19 protein-coding genes are annotated in these 17,444 nt (G+C 39.3%); 18 read left to right on the top strand and 1 reads right to left on the bottom strand.

The annotated features are described in order from the left end of the window. Window positions 1-5: 5 nt before the first annotated feature. The gene (locus VCHSUH04_RS06230) at window positions 6-275 is read right to left on the bottom strand and encodes a DUF896 domain-containing protein (RefSeq protein WP_105085805.1); all 270 of its coding nucleotides are present in this window, start codon (window positions 273-275) and stop codon (window positions 6-8) included. 123 nt (window positions 276-398) lie between these two features. On the opposite strand from VCHSUH04_RS06230, the gene nth reads away from it, so the two are divergent. The 18 genes from nth to eno all read left to right on the top strand — a co-directional run bounded on the left by nth (window position 399) and on the right by eno (window position 17,380). After that, window positions 399-1,034 (top strand): endonuclease III, encoded by a 636-nt coding sequence (gene nth / locus VCHSUH04_RS06225; protein WP_105085804.1) that lies wholly within the window; start codon window positions 399-401, stop codon window positions 1,032-1,034. A 1-nt stretch (window position 1,035) separates the two neighbouring features. Continuing rightward, window positions 1,036-2,475 (top strand): hypothetical protein, encoded by a 1,440-nt coding sequence (locus tag VCHSUH04_RS06220; protein WP_105085803.1) that lies wholly within the window; start codon window positions 1,036-1,038, stop codon window positions 2,473-2,475. A 110-nt stretch (window positions 2,476-2,585) separates the two neighbouring features. Then, window positions 2,586-2,855 carry a YdbC family protein gene (locus tag VCHSUH04_RS06215; protein WP_005386267.1) on the top strand — a complete coding sequence of 90 codons (270 nt, stop codon included), beginning with the start codon at window positions 2,586-2,588 and terminating at the stop codon, window positions 2,853-2,855. Between the two features lie 79 nt (window positions 2,856-2,934). Next, window positions 2,935-3,132 (top strand): 50S ribosomal protein L31, encoded by a 198-nt coding sequence (gene rpmE / locus VCHSUH04_RS06210; protein ID WP_004696185.1) that lies wholly within the window; start codon window positions 2,935-2,937, stop codon window positions 3,130-3,132. A gap of 57 nt (window positions 3,133-3,189) precedes the next feature. After that, window positions 3,190-4,095, top strand: coding sequence for a DUF1385 domain-containing protein (locus VCHSUH04_RS06205; protein WP_105085802.1), 906 nt, complete (start codon window positions 3,190-3,192; stop codon window positions 4,093-4,095). A gap of 2 nt (window positions 4,096-4,097) precedes the next feature. Further along, entirely contained in the window at window positions 4,098-5,180 is a 1,083-nt protein-coding gene (gene prfA / locus VCHSUH04_RS06200) for a peptide chain release factor 1 (RefSeq protein WP_005386269.1), read from the top strand. Continuing rightward, window positions 5,173-6,042, top strand: a complete 870-nt coding sequence (prmC, locus tag VCHSUH04_RS06195) for a peptide chain release factor N(5)-glutamine methyltransferase (RefSeq protein ID WP_105085801.1) — start codon at window positions 5,173-5,175, stop codon at window positions 6,040-6,042. The genes prfA and prmC overlap by 8 nt, the downstream gene beginning before the upstream one ends. A 1-nt stretch (window position 6,043) precedes the next feature. Continuing rightward, a complete protein-coding gene (locus VCHSUH04_RS06190) occupies window positions 6,044-7,075 on the top strand; it encodes an L-threonylcarbamoyladenylate synthase (RefSeq protein ID WP_105085800.1) in 1,032 nt (343 codons plus the stop codon). A 112-nt stretch (window positions 7,076-7,187) separates the two neighbouring features. Continuing rightward, window positions 7,188-7,634 (top strand): low molecular weight protein arginine phosphatase, encoded by a 447-nt coding sequence (locus VCHSUH04_RS06185; protein WP_004696171.1) that lies wholly within the window; start codon window positions 7,188-7,190, stop codon window positions 7,632-7,634. 11 nt (window positions 7,635-7,645) lie between these two features. Then, window positions 7,646-8,083, top strand: a complete 438-nt coding sequence (gene rpiB, locus VCHSUH04_RS06180) for a ribose 5-phosphate isomerase B (protein WP_105085799.1) — start codon at window positions 7,646-7,648, stop codon at window positions 8,081-8,083. 45 nt (window positions 8,084-8,128) lie between these two features. Continuing rightward, window positions 8,129-9,361, top strand: a complete 1,233-nt coding sequence (gene glyA / locus VCHSUH04_RS06175) for a serine hydroxymethyltransferase (protein ID WP_105085798.1) — start codon at window positions 8,129-8,131, stop codon at window positions 9,359-9,361. 187 nt (window positions 9,362-9,548) lie between these two features. After that, complete coding sequence (gene upp / locus VCHSUH04_RS06170) at window positions 9,549-10,175, top strand: uracil phosphoribosyltransferase (protein WP_060924220.1); 627 nt, start codon at window positions 9,549-9,551, stop codon at window positions 10,173-10,175. Between the two features lie 207 nt (window positions 10,176-10,382). Further along, the gene (locus tag VCHSUH04_RS06165; RefSeq protein ID WP_060924221.1) at window positions 10,383-11,408 is read left to right on the top strand and encodes a sugar-binding transcriptional regulator; all 1,026 of its coding nucleotides are present in this window, start codon (window positions 10,383-10,385) and stop codon (window positions 11,406-11,408) included. Window positions 11,409-11,466: 58 nt separating this feature from the next. Further along, on the top strand, window positions 11,467-12,477 hold the full coding sequence (gene gap / locus VCHSUH04_RS06160) for a type I glyceraldehyde-3-phosphate dehydrogenase (protein WP_105085797.1): 1,011 nt from the start codon (window positions 11,467-11,469) through the stop codon (window positions 12,475-12,477). Window positions 12,478-12,490: 13 nt separating this feature from the next. Next, a complete protein-coding gene (gene pgk, locus VCHSUH04_RS06155; protein ID WP_105085796.1) occupies window positions 12,491-13,669 on the top strand; it encodes a phosphoglycerate kinase in 1,179 nt (392 codons plus the stop codon). 1 nt (window position 13,670) lies between these two features. Beyond that, complete coding sequence (gene tpiA, locus VCHSUH04_RS06150) at window positions 13,671-14,441, top strand: triose-phosphate isomerase (protein WP_105085795.1); 771 nt, start codon at window positions 13,671-13,673, stop codon at window positions 14,439-14,441. A 13-nt stretch (window positions 14,442-14,454) separates the two neighbouring features. Then, a complete protein-coding gene (gpmI, locus tag VCHSUH04_RS06145) occupies window positions 14,455-15,981 on the top strand; it encodes a 2,3-bisphosphoglycerate-independent phosphoglycerate mutase (RefSeq protein WP_105085794.1) in 1,527 nt (508 codons plus the stop codon). A gap of 115 nt (window positions 15,982-16,096) precedes the next feature. Further along, window positions 16,097-17,380, top strand: coding sequence for a phosphopyruvate hydratase (gene eno / locus VCHSUH04_RS06140; protein ID WP_105085793.1), 1,284 nt, complete (start codon window positions 16,097-16,099; stop codon window positions 17,378-17,380). Window positions 17,381-17,444 lie beyond the last annotated feature (64 nt).

Below are 17,444 nucleotides of genomic sequence, written 5' to 3'. Positions count from 1 at the left end.
TTGCATTAGTGAATGTCTTTATGTTCATTAATATCTTTGTCAGCTTCTTTAGCTAAGTTTTCAAGTGCTCGTTTAGGAGCTGTACGTTCACCTGTTTCTGGATCCACGAATTCAACACGGTCCAATGTATCTGTGATTTGGCCTCGAATGAAGCTTAAGTAAATCTCATAAAGTTCTTTTTTTTCTGCTAATTCCTCTGGTGTGAGTTGTTGCCCAGATTTTTTCTTTCCTGCTAGTTCATTTATACGTTTTAATGTATCGTTAATATTGCTCATATTGACCTCCTGTATTCTATATTAGAATAACATGATTTATTATAACATAGAACTAAATGAATACGTATGGTAAGATATAAGTTGTACGCGACTGTACTTTCACAAGTGAGAAAGGAGAGCTGTATGCGTGTAACAAAAGCAATAAAGGCAGAGCAATTGAAATTATTGCAAGAGCATTATTTTGATGCAAAACCTGCCCTTGAGTATACAAATGAATTTGAATTATTAGTGGCAGTTGTATTATCTGCACAATGTACGGATGAGAGAGTTAATATCGTTACTAAACGGTTATTTCCTGAACTAAATCATCCGGCTAAGATGCTAGCAGTTGGGGTTACCAAATTAGAAACTCTGATTAAGGACTGTGGCCTTTATAAATCTAAAGCCAAAAATTTGATTGCAACTTGTCAGATTCTAGTAGAACAATACCATGGGGAAGTGCCACGGGAGTTTGACCAACTCGTTGAATTACCTGGTGTAGGTCGTAAGACTGCAAATGTGGTTGTATCTGTATTGTTTGGTACGCCAGCGATTGCTGTAGATACTCATGTATTCCGTGTGTCTAACCGATTAAAACTGGGAATTGCTAAAACACCAGAAGAGATGGAGAAGAAATTGCAAAAGGCTATTCCTAAAGAGGATTGGGCTGCTGCCCATCACTGGTTAATTTACCATGGCCGTAAATTATGTAAGGCTCGTAAGCCTTTATGTGAAGAATGTTTTTTAAATCACTTATGTCCTTCAGCTGGAAAGGTTTAATATGAAAGTAAATAACGAAGAATTTATTGCCCTTTGTGCTACTCATGGCATTGAAGGTATTGATATTGTAAATGAGTTAATGCGTTTTAAAGTGTTAGATCAATTAATTTCTAGTAATGCTAGCTCCCGTGAGTGGGGCGTTACGGCTGATGATTTATATGCGTTAGCGGAAAAATCTACAGTAGAGTCTTTTGGCCCTGTTCCATATGATTTGAATACATTCCAAGCTCTATATGGTCCTTCCTTTAGAGTCGAATTATTTGATTTTATTAGCGACACAGGTATTTTAGATGGTCTAGATGTTGGTACTATTTGGGAGACTCCTGTTCGTGAAAGTATTGAAGCCCATAGTAAAACGGGAGAACTCGTTCTATATGCTTATGTAGAAGAATACACAGGTATGATTGAAGAAATCCTTCAATCTTATGAAGATAAAAAAGTTGTGCTTTATACGGCATCTCCAGTGTGCTATAGCATTTTGACACGTTTATATCCGATGGCGCAAATTATTAATCAATGGCCTCATCGCAGCTATTTTGATCATATCTTTACAGGAACGGTTGGCATGTTCCAATCCTCTGAAGATATTGTGGAAGAAGTGGCTAATGGTTTACATAATCTTGTCCCGGAAGGAACTGCACAATTATTCTTACCTGCAACGATGGCTCAAAATCAATTGGGCTTGAATAATATGGCATTACAATTTTTCTTGAACCAAAAGCGTGTGGAAGCTATCCGTGAGTGGACTCCATTAGGAGCCTATGAAATTGTATATGGCAAATATGATGTTAAAAAGATGCGTGTTGGCCTTCGTGAACGCGTTGGCGAAGAATGGAAAACGATTAATTATATTCCATTGCCTCATGGTGTATTTGCGCAATTGCCCGTATTTACCGTATTAAATTATGGCTTGTCTTTGCGTTCTATTTTATTGCCAGGTGGTCAAACTGATGTAGCCTTAGGACAAGATGGTATTTACTGTATCGACAGCCGAGTTTCTGAATTAGGTCGTAATGCTCTTATTGAAAATGGCGCTTATTTCCTAACATTTAAACGCCATACAGACCATGTAGATGTAGATATTACTACAGAAGCACCAAAAGAGGACATCTATTGGATGTTCCCAGATGCTGAATTAGCCTATATGTGGTATGCATACTTCTGTAGCACTATTGGTCAAACATTGATTCAAGAAGTTTCCATGCTCGTTCAAACAGATGAGTCATTCGGTTATATGCTTAGCAGTGTACGTCGACGCGTGTTAGATGTTAACAATGAGGCTCAACTAATCACATCTGTTCAAGCAGCTGATGAAGCGTATATCAAGGCTGTGACAGAAGCGACAGAGGATTGGAAATCTACAGTAGATGAATTAGGCGCTCAAGTTATGCCACCAACAACATCTATTGATATTGAAGATTATAGCGATTATAAAAACTAATTGTAAAAGTCTAATATTTAGTTTAAAATATATCGTATCCTAAAAAATATAAACTACTAAATATAGTAGGTATGAAACATACTACACGAATGTGTAAGAAAGGAGGACCCATGGCTGTTATTAATTTTGAAATCTTCAAAGTTATTGGTACTTTATCTGAAGATAAAGACGGTTGGAAAAAACAATTAACATGCACTAGCTGGGGTAAATATAATCCTAAGTTTGACCTTCGCGCTTGGGATAGTGAATATACAAGCATGAAAAAGGGTATTACCCTTTCCTTAGAGGAGCTCATCGCATTGCGTGACATCCTTAATGAAAGTGACTTAGAGACCATCTTAGCTGAGTCTATTGAAGAAAAACAAGCATCCAAGGAATAGTATTGGCAACTTGCATTTGTGCATATGTCATGCTATAATCTATAAGAATAATATTGATTGTCGGAAAGAGGTGTATAGAATGAAACAAGGTATTCATCCAGACTATAAAGAAGCTACAGTAACTTGCGGTTGTGGCAACACATTCAAAACTGGCTCTGTAAAAGAAGACCTTCGTGTAGACGTTTGCTCCAAATGCCATCCGTTCTTCACTGGTCAACAACGCGCAGCTCAAGCTCGTGGTCGTATTGAACAATTTAACAAACGTTACGGCAAATAATTTGTCATGTAATGTAGCATCTATTGGCAGGGCTATGGGCTCTGCCTCTATTTGTTTATGAGAGGAGCTCTTGTGAACACAGAACGTATTAAAAAGTTTGTCGGTGGACAAGCTGTGATCGAAGGTGTCATGATGAGGGGGCCTGGTGTTACAGCAACAGCTGTACGAGAACCATCAGGAACCATTGTAGTTCAAAAAGAGCCTACAAAATCTATTGCTGACACATATCCAATTTTGAAAAAACCATTTCTTCGGGGCTGTGTAGCCCTCTATGAATCTTTAGTCATTGGCATGAAGGCATTGTCCTTCTCCGCTAAAGCCGCTGGCGATGAAGAGGAAGAAATGTCTAATAGTGAAATTGCCATTACTATGGTTATTTCCACCATATTTGCGATAGCTGTATTTTTGGCATTGCCTACATTTATCGTAAAATTCATTCCTGGTGTACAGGATAATCATGTAGTATTAAATCTCATTGAAGGTGTCATTCGTTTAGTTCTTTTTCTACTCTATATTTGGGGGATTGGGCTTACGAAGGATATTCAACGAGTTTTCCAATATCATGGGGCCGAGCATAAAACGATTCATACCTATGAATTAGACTTGCCTCTTACCGTAGAAAACGTTCGCAAACAAAGTCGTTTACATCCTCGATGTGGTACAAATTTCTTACTCATCGTTATGGTGGTGAGTATCTTTGTATTTGCCTTTTTAGGTTGGCCTAATTTGTTGGAACGTATCGTAAGCCGCGTACTTCTCATGCCAGTAGTGGCAGGTATTGCGTACGAGGTTATTCGTCTTGCTGGTCGTAGTGAGCATTCCTTTGTGAAAGCTCTTATCAAACCAGGTCTTGCATTACAGTACATGACCACACGTGAACCAGAAGATGATCAAATTGAAGTCGCTATACGAGCTCTTGAAGAGGTTCGACCTCCTGAGAGTGATGCATATGAAGAGGAATAAACATGTTAGTAGATAAATTACAAGTTATTGAAGATAAATTTATGGACCTGGAGCAGCGCATCAGTGACCCTGAAGTGATTGCACGCCAAGATGAATGGCGTAAATTAACACGTCAACATGCTCAATTATCTGAAACAGTTGAAACATTCCGTACTTATAAAAAAGTATTAGCTGGTATTGATGAAGCTATGGAAGTTATTGAAGATAAATCCATGGATGAAGAATTCCGTGAAATGGCACAAGAGGAATTAAAAGAGCTAAAACCTCAAAAAGAGGAATTAGAAGAGAAATTACAAATCCTTTTACTGCCTAAGGATCCTAATGATGATAAGAACATTATTATTGAAATTCGTGGTGGTGCCGGTGGTGATGAAGCGGCATTATTTGCAGGCGATTTGTTCCGTATGTATACAAAATATGCGGAAAGCCAAGGCTGGCGTTGCGAGATTATTGATGCCAATGAACCTGAACTAGGTGGCTTTAAAGAGGTTATTTTCTCCGTAGATGGTGAAAATGTATACTCCAAGATGAAATTTGAATCAGGTGTACACCGTGTACAACGTGTACCTGCTACGGAAACACAAGGCCGTGTACATACATCTACCGTTACAGTAGCGGTGTTGCCAGAAATGGAAGATGTTGATATTGAAGTTAATGAAAAAGACTTAAAAATCGACACCTATCGTGCGAGTGGTGCGGGCGGTCAGCATATCAATAAAACTGAGTCTGCTGTTCGTATTACCCACTTACCATCTGGTATCGTTGTAGCATGTCAAGACCAACGTTCTCAATTACAAAACCGTGAAAAAGCTATGCGTGTATTGCGTGCAAAATTGCAAGACCAAGCTGAACAAGAGGCTATTTCTAGCATGGCAGCAGACCGTAAGAGCCAAGTTGGTACAGGTGACCGTAGTGAACGTATTCGTACCTATAACTATCCACAAGGTCGCGTAACAGATCATCGTATTAACTTAACATTGTATAAATTAGATGCTATTTTAAATGGCGATCTAGATGAAATCATTCAAGCCTTAAATGCTGCTGACCAAGCAGCAAAAATGCAGGAGGCTAATACAAATGTATAAGGAGATTTGGACAATCGGTCGTATTCTCCAGTGGACAGAGCAGTACTTTCAAAGCAAGGAGATGGATACACCTCGACTTGATGGGGAAGTACTGCTTTCTCACGTTTTAGGCAAGGATCGTATTTATCTATATACCCATTATGACCAACCGCTTATCCAAGAGGAACTCGATGCTTTCAGACCTCTCGTTCAAGAACGAGCTAAGGGACATTGTGTAGCGGCTATTATTGGGGAGAAGGACTTTATGGGATTGACCTTTAAGGTTAATGATAAGGTATTGATTCCACGACCTGATACAGAAACGTTGATTGAGCATGTACTAGGCACGTATCAAAAGGATAGTAATATTCGCATCCTTGATGTATGTACGGGCCCTGGCACGATATTATTAAGTCTATTACACTATTTGCCGAATGCGTGTGGCATGGGTATTGAAATATCTACCGATGCTTTGTCATTGGCTAAGGTAAATAGTGAAAGATTTAACTTAAATGATCGTGTTCAATTGTTAGAGTCTGATATGTTTTCTGTTCTAGATGGTAAAAATGAACAGTTTGATCTCATCGTATCAAATCCACCTTATATCCGTGCTGGGGATGCTAAATTATTGTCTCAGGACGTATTAAATGAGCCCCATATTGCCTTGTTTGGCGGTGAAGATGGCCTTGATTTCTATCGTATTTTGGCTAAGACATGTGGCACATATTTAAAATCGCGAGGCCATATTGCCTTTGAAATAGGTTTTGATCAAGCTGAGGCTGTAAAGGCTTTATTAGAAGAAACAGGGCAGTACTCTAATATTCGATGTATTACTGACCTCGGCGGAAATGACCGCGTTGTAACAGCTATATATGAGGGATAATATGGATACTCAAATTATTACAAATCCATCAGATCAAGAACTAGATATGCTTGCTCGCGCTTTGCGTAATAGCGAATTAGTGTCCATTCCTACAGAAACTGTATATGGACTTGGCGCTAATGGGCTTGATCCGGAGGCAATGGATAAAATCTACGCCGCTAAAGGTCGCCCATCCGACAATCCACTTATTTTACATGTTCCTAATAGTGAAAGTATAAAACCTTTAGTAACAGAGGTTTCAAATACGGCACAATTATTAATGGATACATTTTGGCCTGGTCCATTGACAATCACATTGCCTAAATCAGATTTAGTGCCAGATCGTGCTACAGGCGGTTTATCTCGTGTTGCTTTACGTTGTCCTGATCATCCAATTTGTCGAGCTTTATTAGAGCGTACCGGTGTACCGGTAGCAGCTCCTAGTGCTAATATATCTGGACGTCCAAGTCCGACAACGGCACAAGATGTTTACCATGATATGAAGGGCCGTATTTCCTATATTTTAGATGCAGGACCATGTATGATTGGTGTAGAGTCTACTGTTGTGGAAGTACATGATGACAAGGTCATTATATTGAGACCAGGTGGAATAACAAAAGCACAACTTGAAGCTGTTGTATCTACGGTTGAGTATGATATTGCTCTCGTTAATGCAACAACTAAGCCTAAAGCTCCTGGTATGAAGTATACCCATTATGCTCCTGATGCACCTATGACAGTTGTTGTAGGTAGTCCAGAGCGGGTGGCAAGTACTTTTAAAGAGCTATCAAAGGAGATAGAAGGTCCTATAGGTTGTTTAGTGAGTCATGAAACGTATAACCTTATGAAAGAGGATACACGCTTTATATTCCATTGTTTTGGCAATTATGGTGATGCCTTATCATTAGGCCATGACTTTTATAAAAGCCTATTATATTTTAACGAAAATCATGTTACCTTAATCTTGGCAGAAGGTGTTGATGACGACGGTTTTGGTGTTGCTATTATGAACCGCATGGAAAAGGCATCGAGTCATCATATCATTTATAAGTAAATTTACTGAAATAAAAATGTCCACTGATAATAGAAATATGTCTTTACATATTGGATGGATTTGCTATAATGTATAAAGTAATCACAAAATGTGATTAAGTAAGGATGTTATTATGAATATTTTATTTGTATGTACCGGTAATACTTGTCGTAGCCCTATGGCTGAAGGTATTACACGGGCCCTTGCAGCGGAGCAACATAAGGATGTGACGACTGTATCAGCTGGTTTATTTGCCGCTTATGGAGCAAAACCAACTGAACAAGCCGTGGAAGCCGTCCGTTCCATTGCAGATATTTCTGATCATGAATCGAGACCATTGACGATGGAGCTCGTGAATGCAGCAGATCTTATCATTGGTATGACGAAAGATCACAAATCTGTACTACTTCGCCAATTCCCGTTTGAGGAAAGTAAAATCAAAACGATTTCCGAGTGGGGTGGTCAAGATGGTGATGTTACGGACCCATATGGGTCTGATCAAACCGTATATAATCAATGTGCGGAACAAATTTATCACTTAGTAGAGGCTGGTCTTACATCAGTGCCTCAGAAGGCGTAGGAGATGAAATTATGAAAGTTGCAATTGGTTGTGATCATGGCGGATTAAATTTAAAAACATCCGTTAAGGAATTGTTAAATGCATTGGGACATGAAGTAGAGGATTTTGGCTGCCATACAGCTGATTCTTGCGACTATCCTGATATTGCTGTACCTGTAGCAAATGCAGTCGTATCTGGTCAAGCAGACAGAGGTATTTTGATTTGTGGTACTGGTATTGGTATCGGTATTGCAGCAAATAAGATTGCAGGTATTCGCGCTGCTCTTTGTCATGATACATTCTCTGCTCATGCATGTCGTGAACATAATGACGCTAATATTCTCACAATGGGGGAACGCGTTATTGGTCCTGGCCTAGCTAATGATATTGTTGCCATCTTTATGGAAACAGAGTTCGAAGGTGGTCGTCACGCACGCCGTGTAGAGAAAATTAAAGCATTAGAGAAGTAATACATCATTACCTATATATATTCGTTTTGCACGAGGAGGATACTCATGAGTTTCTTAGAAAAACAAGACCCTAATATTCAAGCTGTTATCAATCAAGAATTAGCACGCCAACGCGATAAATTAGAAATGATCGCTTCTGAAAACTTTGTTTCTCAAGCAGTAATGGAAGCTCAAGGTAGCGTATTAACTAACAAATATGCAGAAGGGTATCCTGGTAAACGTTATTATGGCGGTTGTGAAAATGTTGATGTTATCGAAACATTAGCTATTGAACGAGCAAAACGCTTGTTCGGTGCAGAACATGCTAACGTACAACCTCACTCTGGTTCTCAAGCAAACTTTGGTGTGTATTTCGCATTATTACAACCAGGTGATACTATTGTGGGCATGAATTTGTCCCATGGTGGTCATTTAACTCATGGTTCTCCTGTTAACGTATCTGGTACATATTTCAATGTAGTACCTTACGGTGTAGATGCAGAAACTCAACAAATCGATTATGATGAGTTCCGTAAAATCGTTTTAGAAGCAAAACCTAAATTGATTATCGCTGGTGGTAGTGCTTATAGCCGTCAAATTGACTTCAAAAAAATGGCTGATGTAGCTCATGAAGTTGATGCTATCTTCATGGTAGATATGGCTCACTTCGCAGGCCTTGTAGCAGCAGGTTTACATCCAAATCCTGTAGAATATGCTGATATCGTTACTACAACAACTCATAAAACATTGCGTGGTCCTCGTGGCGGTATGATTCTTTGCAAAGAAAAATATGCAAAAGCAATCGATAAAGCTATCTTCCCTGGCATTCAAGGTGGTCCTTTGATGCATGTTATCGCTGCTAAAGCTGTAGCATTTGGTGAAGCATTACAACCTGAGTTTAAAGTATATGCACAACAAGTTATCGATAATGCAAAAGCATTGGCTGCTGCATTGCAAGAAAAAGGCTTAACAATTGTTTCTGGCGGTACAGATACTCACGTTATGCTTGTAGATGTTCGCAATACTGGTTTAACAGGTAAAGAAGCAGAACACTTACTTGATGAAGTAGGTATTACATGTAATAAGAATACAATTCCATTTGATCCAGCTAGCCCATTTGTAACAAGTGGTATCCGTCTTGGTACACCAGCTCTTACAACACGTGGTTTACAAGTAAAAGATATGGAAGAAATTGCAGACATCATTGCAACTGTTCTTAAAAATCCTGAAGATAAAGCAATTCATGAAGAAGCAAGCAAACGTGTGGCAGCTCTTTGTGAAGCGTATCCTTTATATTAATCTATTAGATTAACTATAGCACTTACATATTTGTAGTCCTATAAACCTATAAGTAGCATAAAAGGGGTGTGCCTAGGCATATCCCTTTTAATATTTTTATGGCATGATTTATCAATCTGTGATAGAGTAAATATGAATATTAAATGGATACCGATAGGGTATGTAAATTATTTATAGGAGGACAGTCATGAAAGTTAATGTTATGACACATCCATTGATTCAACACAAAGTTACATTGATGCGTGATGCAGAAACAGGCTCTAAGGATTTTAGAGAATTACTTGATGAGATTACTATGTTGATGGGTTATGAAATTACTCGTAACCTTCCATTAGAGGATGTAGAAGTACAAACACCTTTAACTAAAATGACTGGCAAACGTATTGCAGGTAAAAAATTGGGTATTATCCCAATTCTTCGTGCTGGCCTAGGTATGGTAAATGGTATGCTTAACTTGATTCCAACTGCAAAGGTTGGTCATATCGGTTTATATCGTGATCCTGAAACTTTGAAACCAGTAGAATACTACTGTAAGTTACCTTCTGATGTAGGTGAACGCGACTTTATAGTAACAGATCCAATGTTAGCTACTGGTGGTAGTGCAGCAGCTGCTATTACATTGTTAAAGGAAAAAGGCGCTAAAAATATTAAGTTAATGTGTCTTGTTGCGGCTCCTGAAGGTGTGGAAGCAGTGAATAAAGAACATCCTGATGTTCCTATTTATGTAGCGGCCCTTGATGAAAAACTTAATGATCATGGTTACATCTTGCCTGGTTTAGGCGATGCTGGTGACCGCATCTTCGGTACAAAATAATATAATCATATAAAACGACATAATTTAGGTACAAAGTTGTATAAAATATCTAAATTATGTCGTTTTCTCCTATAAAGTCTTGAATAAAATCTACATAGGGTATACAATACAGATGTAAAAGTATTTTTTTATTTTAGGTGGGACGAATTTTGTTCACATGGGACGAAAAACGATTCATACAATCCCAACGGGTAAAGGAGGGACCCGATGAACGAGTTTCTAATGATATGTGAACGTATTGTTCCTGAAATCGTTAGTGTATTAAAGGAGCGATACAAAATATTAAACCACCTAGTTTATGAAGAGCCTATAGGCCGTAGGACATTAGCTACTGCAACGGACCTTCCAGAGCGAACCGTACGAAGTCATATTGAGTTAATGCGTGCTAATGGTCTCGTAGACATTTATAAACCAGGGATTTTTCTCACTGATGAGGGACATGCAATTGTTCCAAAGTTGCGAAATTTTTTAAATGAATTAGATCGTATTAACGAGCTAGAACATCGATTGACTGAAGCACTTCATATCGATAGGGTTATCATTACGCCTACAGAAGGAACGTTGATGGTTAAAAAGTTAGGTTTTGCAGCAGCAAAGCTATTACAGGAATTATTAGAACCTGACTCTGTAGTTGCTATCAGTGGTGGTAGTACAATGGCTGCAGTAGCTGAAGAAATGCCTGTATTACCATTTAATCCTATTGTTGTACCTGCCCGTGGGGGCGTTGGTGAGGTTGTAGAATATCAAGCTAACGTAATTGCTTCGGTGCTTGCTGAACGGCTTCGTGGGACCTATAAAATGCTCCATTTACCTGATGGGCTTTCACAAGACTCATTGCATATGCTCATGACTTGTGAACCTCAAATTAAGGAAATTGGGGATCTCATTAGTAGGACTGACGTATTGTTGTTTGGTATTGGTACAGCTATGCGCATGGCGGATCAGCGCCATATAGCTGATGATGTGCGTAAGCAGTTAGTAGATAATCATGCTGTTGGCGAAGCTCTTGGTCAATATTGCGATATAGATGGTAAGTTGATTTACTCCACTAATAATATTGGGTTATCACTTCCGGATGTTGCAAAAATTCCAAATGTGATTGCTGTAGCTGGTGGCCAAGACAAATCGAGTGCCATTATTGGTGTTATGAGAGCTTGTCAAAAAGGCATACTTATCATTGATGAGCAAGCTGCAGAAGGTATGCGTCAATTGTTACAAATTTCAGCGTTATAAATGAAGTTAGTAGTTAAATATTTTGTTAGAATATTTTTGTTATTAGGAGGATCTAACAATGGCAGTAAAAGTTGGTATTAACGGTTTTGGTCGTATTGGTAAATGTGTAGTACGTGCAGCGATTAACAATCCTGACGTAGAAGTTGTAGCAATCAATGCTACTGGCGATAATGAAGGTACTGCATTATTATTAAAATACGACTCTGTACATGGTACAATTCCTAACGAAGTAACATTCGATGAAGACAACATTTATGTTGATGGTAAAAAAATCCGCGTATTCCACGACCGCGATGCTTCCAAATTGCCTTGGTCTGAAGAAGGCGTAGAAATCGTTATGGAATGTACAGGTAAATACCGCGATGCAGAAGAAGCAAAAGTTCATTTAAATCAACCTACAGTTAAAAAAGTATTGATTTCTGCACCTGGTAAAAACGAAGACTTAACTATGGTTATGGGTGTTAACCAAGATATGTACGATCCTGCAAAACACCACATTATTTCCAACGCATCTTGCACAACAAACTGCTTGGCTCCATTCGCTAAAGTATTATGTGATGAATTCGGCATTAAACGCGGCATGATGACAACTATTCATTCTTATACTAATGACCAAAAAATTCTTGATGCACGTCATAAAGACCCTCGCCGTGCTCGTGCAGCAGCTATGTCTATCATTCCTACAACTACTGGTGCAGCAAAAGCTGTTGCTAAAGTATTGCCTCAATTGAAAGGTAAACTTGATGGTTTTGCATTGCGCGTTCCAACTCCAGACGTATCTGCTACAGATCTTGTTTGCGAACTTGAAAAACCTGCAACTAAAGAAGAAATCAATGAAGCATTCCGCAAAGCAGCAGCTGGCGAATTAAAAGGTATCTTAGGTGTATCTGATGTGCCATTAGTATCTTGTGACTTCAGCTCCGATCCACGTAGCTCCATTGTTGACGCTGATTTAACAATGGTTATGGATGGAAACATGGTAAAAGTTGTTTCTTGGTATGATAACGAATGGGGTTACTCCGAACGTCTTATCGACATGGCAGCATTCGTAGCAAGCAAAGGCTTATAATCGGGAGGCTTTGATGAAACAAACAATCGAAGGTTTACAAGTAGATAATAAAACAGTATTTGTTCGTGTTGATTTTAATGTTCCTATGAAAGACGGTGTCATCACTGATGACACTCGTATTCGTAGTGCATTACCTACTATCAATTATTTAATTGAAAAAGGGGCAAAGGTAATTCTTGCTTCTCACTTTGGTCGTCCAAAAGGGGAACGCAAACCTGAAATGTCTTTGGCACCATGTGCAAAACATTTATCTGAGCTTATCAACAAGCCAGTAGCATTCGTAGATGACTGCATTGGCCCTAAGGTTGAAGAGGCTGTAAAAGCATTACAACCAGGCGATGTATTGATGCTTGAAAACTTGCGTTACCATAATGAAGAAACTAAAAACGACCCTGAATTTGCTAAACAATTGGCATCTCTTGCTGATGTAGCAATCAATGATGCATTCGGTGTATCTCACCGAAATGCAGCATCCGTAGTTGGTATTGCAGACTATATCCCTATGGCAGCAGGTTTCTTGCTAAAAAAAGAAATTGATGCATTAAGTGCAGCTGTAGTTCATCCTAAAACACCTATGGCAGCTATTATCGGCGGTGCTAAGGTAACAGATAAAATTTCTGTTATTTCAAACCTTTTGCCTAAAGTTGATGTAATGATTATCGGCGGTGGTATGGCAAATGCTTTCATAAAAGCACAAGGCTGCAACATTGGTAGCTCTTTATTTGAAGAAGGTCAAGAAGCTATTGCTACAGATCTTGTTATGGAAGCTCGCGTAGCAGGTGCTAAATTATTGACACCTATCGATGCTGTAGTAGCTGATGCTTTCAGCAACGACGCAAACACTAAAATCGTTGACGTTGAAAATATTGAAGATGGGTGGATGATTCTAGATATTGGTCCAAAAACACGGGAGCTCTATGTAGAAGCATTGGCGCCAATGAAGACTATTATTTGGAATGGTCCTATGGGCGTATTTGAAATGGAAAACTTTGCAGCTGGTACTAATGCAGTAGCAAAAGCTGTAGCTGAATCCGATGCGATGACTATCGTTGGTGGTGGCGACTCTGTAGCGGCTATTGAAAAAAGTGGCTTAGCAGATAAAATTAGCCATATCTCCACAGGTGGTGGTGCATCTTTAGAATTCTTAGAAGGCAAAATTCTACCAGGTATTGCTGCATTGTCTGAGGCATAATATGAGAAAACCCATTATTGCAGGAAATTGGAAAATGAATGGCACCATTGCGTCTGGATCAATTCTGATCGAAGCGTTTAACAGCGTGTTACAAGATATGGAATTATCCTGTGATGTAGTTGTTTGCCCTCCTTTCACAGCTATTGAACGTGCTGTAGCACTAACACGAGATACAGCTATTGAAGTAGGCGCACAAACTATGGATTATCATGATGCTGGTGCATTCACTGGTGAAATTTCACCACTTATGCTTACAGAGGTAGGCGTCAATTATGTTATTATTGGTCACTCTGAACGCCGTGAATATTATGGTGAAACAGATGAGACGGTAAATGCAAAAATCAAAAGTGCATTCCATCATAATTTGACTCCTATTGTATGTGTTGGTGAAAGTTTAGAACAACGTGAATCCGGTCATACGCTTGACTGGATTACGTCTCAACTTAAAGGGGCTCTGGTTGACGTTCCAAAGGAACAAGTTAGCCAATTGATTATTGCGTACGAACCAATTTGGGCTATAGGCACTGGAAAAACAGCAACCGCTGATCAAGCAGAAGAAGTATGTAAAGAAATTCGCGAGTATATTCGCTCTTTGTACGATGATGAAACTGCTGATGCCGTGCGTATCCAATATGGTGGTAGTGTTAAATCCGAAAATGCCCGTGAAATCCTTGGGGAACCAAATATTGATGGTGCCCTAGTAGGTGGTGCATCCTTAGTAGTTGATGAATTTATTGATATTATTAAAGCGGCGAATCAAGTAAGCGCTTAATATGAGGTTAAAAATGGCTAAATTAAAGGCTCCCGTAATGCTAGTCATCCTAGATGGCTTTGGCATGGGAGATCAATCAGATACAACCAATGCTGTAGTACAGGCGAAGCCGCACTGTTTTAATCAATTGTGGGATATGTATCCACATACAAAATTAGAAGCATCAGGGCTAGCAGTAGGACTTCCAGAAGGACAGATGGGGAATTCTGAGGTGGGCCATTTAAACCTTGGTTCTGGTCGCATTGTGTACCAAGATTTGACACGTATTACTAAAGACGTTGAATCTGGAGAGTTTTATAATCGCCCTGTTATAAAGGAACTATACAAAGTCGGTAAAAAACAAAGCTTACATCTTATCGGTCTAGTATCAGATGGCAATGTACATTGCTCCTTAGAGCACATTAAGGCAGTTATCAAAGGGGCTCATGATCATGGTATTGAGCACGTTTATGTACATGCCTTGCTCGATGGTCGTGATGTAGCCCCTCAATGTGCACAAGGCTATTTAAAAGACTTAGAAGCGTATATGGCAGAGCTAAATTGTGGCAAGATTGCTACCGTGAGCGGTCGTTACTATGCGATGGACCGCGATAATCGATGGGATCGTGTTGAATTAGCATACAATGCCATTGTGCATGGTCAAGGCGAAACGGCAGGTTCTGCTTGTGAAGCGGTGCAACAGTCCTATGATAAAGATGCAGCAGATGAGTTTGTTCTTCCTACAGTAATTGATGCTGAAGGAACGATCAAGAATGGCGATGCTGTTATCTTCTGTAATTTCCGCCCAGATCGGGGCAGAGAACTTACAAAAGCCTTAGTGTTGCCAGACTTTGATGGCTTTAACCGTGAACCATTATCTTTATACATGGCTACTATGACCAAATATGAAGATGATTTACCAGTTCATATTGTGTATGAAAAGGACATTTTATCCGAAACACTAGGCGAAGTACTAAGCGTAGGTGGCTACCGTCAATTGCGTATTGCTGAAACAGAGAAATACGCTCATGTAACGTATTTCTTCAATGGTGGTAAAGAGGATCCATTTGAAGGTGAGGACCGCATACTTGTGAAATCTCCTCAAGTGGCAACCTATGATTTGCAACCGGAAATGAGTGCTTATGAAGTAACTGATAAGGTTGTAGAAGCCATTCAAGATGAAACGTATGACATGATTATCTTGAACTTTGCAAATCCAGATATGGTAGGTCATACAGGTAGTTTTGAAGCAGCTGTTAAAGCAGTTCAGGCTGTAGATACTTGTTTAGGTCGCATTGTAGAGGCTATACGCAGTAAGAATGGCCACTTGTTAATTACGGCAGACCATGGTAATGCTGAGCTTATGGTTAATCATGAAACTGGCAAAGTTCATACGGCGCATACAACAAACTTGGTTCCTTTAATTTTAATGAGTGATACCTTAAAAACAGCTACATTAGAGGCTGGCAAATTATGTGATATTGCTCCTACATTATTAGACTTGGCTGGTATAGAACAACCAGAATCTATGACAGGTCATAGTTTAGTACAAAAAGCATAATATAGAACTTTCACTATATTAGTGGTTAACTAGAGTTATAACCTATATGGTTTTGCTCAATATATAATATCTGTCGCATGACAGTTATCCCATTAGATTTTTATGAGGTGAAGAAATGGCAGTAATTGAACAAGTCATTGCAAGAGAAATTTTAGATTCCCGCGGTAACCCAACTGTTGAAGTTGAAGTATGTTTAGAAGATGGCACTATTGCTACAGCAGCCGTTCCATCTGGTGCTTCCACAGGAAAATTTGAAGCTGTAGAATTACGTGATGGTGATAAATCCCGTTACTCCGGTAAAGGTGTATTAACAGCTATCGATAATGTAAATGCTAAAATCGGTCCTGCCATTATTGGTTATGATGCGACTGAACAAGTAGCAATCGATAACTTGATGTTGAAATTAGATGGTACAGACAATAAATCTAACTTAGGTGCTAATGCAATCCTTGGTGTATCTATGGCAGTAGCTCGTGCAGCAGCTGAATCTTTAGATTTGCCATTGTTTGCATACCTTGGCGGTTTCAACGCAAAAGAATTGCCAGTTCCTATGATGAATATCTTGAATGGCGGCGCACATGCGGATAATAACGTAGATATTCAAGAATTTATGATTATGCCTGTAGGTGCGGAATCTTTCGCTGAAGCTCTTCGTAGCTGTGCAGAAGTATATCATACATTGAAATCTGTACTTCATGATAAAGGTCTTAGCACCGCCGTAGGTGACGAAGGTGGTTTTGCTCCTAACTTGGCATCCAACGAAGAAGCATTAGAAGTAATTTGTGAAGCTATTAAAGCGGCAGGTTATGAACCTGGTAAAGACTTTAAATTAGCTCTTGATTCTGCATCTTCTGAATTCTATGAAGATGGCAAATACAATTTAGCTGGCGAAGGCAAAGTTAAAACAGCTGCTGAAATGGTGGAATTCTACGAATACTTAGTAGGCAAATACCCAATCGTATCCATCGAAGATGGTCTTGCTGAAGAAGATTGGGATGGTTGGAAATTGTTGACAGAACGCCTTGGCGATCGCGTACAACTCGTTGGTGACGATTTATTCGTAACTAATACAAAACGTTTGGCTCGCGGTATTGAGCTTGGTGTAGGTAACTCTATTCTTGTAAAAGTAAACCAAATCGGTACTTTAACAGAAGCATTCGACGCTATGGAACTTGCTAAACGCGCAGGTTATACATGTGTAGTATCTCACCGCTCTGGCGAAACAGAAGATACATTTATCGCTGATATTGCAGTAGCTGTAAATGCTGGTCAAATTAAGACTGGTGCACCAGCGCGCTCTGAACGTGTAGCAAAATACAACCAATTGCTTCGCATTGAAGAAATGTTATATGAAACAGCACAATATAAAGGTAATGACGTTTTCTATAACTTAAAATAAAAATCGTCTTATCTAAAAGTCCAATAATGGCGCCCTTCGGGGCGCCTTTTTTATATGTCCTAAA

Source organism: Veillonella sp. T14073-2, assembly GCF_002959875.1.
GTDB lineage: Bacteria > Bacillota > Negativicutes > Veillonellales > Veillonellaceae > Veillonella > Veillonella infantium.
Note: the sequence above shows the minus strand (reverse complement) of the source record. Positions and strands in the feature narration are given on the sequence as shown.

Excerpts from the sequence above, each read along its gene's own strand:
- VCHSUH04_RS06230 (WP_105085805.1), bottom strand. The coding sequence starts at position 275 with ATGAGCAATATTAACGATACATTAAAACGTATAAATGAACTAGCAGGA.
- nth (WP_105085804.1), top strand. The coding sequence starts at position 399 with ATGCGTGTAACAAAAGCAATAAAGGCAGAGCAATTGAAATTATTGCAA.
- VCHSUH04_RS06220 (WP_105085803.1), top strand. The coding sequence starts at position 1,036 with ATGAAAGTAAATAACGAAGAATTTATTGCCCTTTGTGCTACTCATGGC.
- VCHSUH04_RS06215 (WP_005386267.1), top strand. The coding sequence starts at position 2,586 with ATGGCTGTTATTAATTTTGAAATCTTCAAAGTTATTGGTACTTTATCT.
- rpmE (WP_004696185.1), top strand. The coding sequence starts at position 2,935 with ATGAAACAAGGTATTCATCCAGACTATAAAGAAGCTACAGTAACTTGC.
- VCHSUH04_RS06205 (WP_105085802.1), top strand. The coding sequence starts at position 3,190 with ATGAGAGGAGCTCTTGTGAACACAGAACGTATTAAAAAGTTTGTCGGT.
- prfA (WP_005386269.1), top strand. The coding sequence starts at position 4,098 with ATGTTAGTAGATAAATTACAAGTTATTGAAGATAAATTTATGGACCTG.
- prmC (WP_105085801.1), top strand. The coding sequence starts at position 5,173 with ATGTATAAGGAGATTTGGACAATCGGTCGTATTCTCCAGTGGACAGAG.
- VCHSUH04_RS06190 (WP_105085800.1), top strand. The coding sequence starts at position 6,044 with ATGGATACTCAAATTATTACAAATCCATCAGATCAAGAACTAGATATG.
- VCHSUH04_RS06185 (WP_004696171.1), top strand. The coding sequence starts at position 7,188 with ATGAATATTTTATTTGTATGTACCGGTAATACTTGTCGTAGCCCTATG.
- rpiB (WP_105085799.1), top strand. The coding sequence starts at position 7,646 with ATGAAAGTTGCAATTGGTTGTGATCATGGCGGATTAAATTTAAAAACA.
- glyA (WP_105085798.1), top strand. The coding sequence starts at position 8,129 with ATGAGTTTCTTAGAAAAACAAGACCCTAATATTCAAGCTGTTATCAAT.
- upp (WP_060924220.1), top strand. The coding sequence starts at position 9,549 with ATGAAAGTTAATGTTATGACACATCCATTGATTCAACACAAAGTTACA.
- VCHSUH04_RS06165 (WP_060924221.1), top strand. The coding sequence starts at position 10,383 with ATGAACGAGTTTCTAATGATATGTGAACGTATTGTTCCTGAAATCGTT.
- gap (WP_105085797.1), top strand. The coding sequence starts at position 11,467 with ATGGCAGTAAAAGTTGGTATTAACGGTTTTGGTCGTATTGGTAAATGT.
- pgk (WP_105085796.1), top strand. The coding sequence starts at position 12,491 with ATGAAACAAACAATCGAAGGTTTACAAGTAGATAATAAAACAGTATTT.
- tpiA (WP_105085795.1), top strand. The coding sequence starts at position 13,671 with ATGAGAAAACCCATTATTGCAGGAAATTGGAAAATGAATGGCACCATT.
- gpmI (WP_105085794.1), top strand. The coding sequence starts at position 14,455 with ATGGCTAAATTAAAGGCTCCCGTAATGCTAGTCATCCTAGATGGCTTT.
- eno (WP_105085793.1), top strand. The coding sequence starts at position 16,097 with ATGGCAGTAATTGAACAAGTCATTGCAAGAGAAATTTTAGATTCCCGC.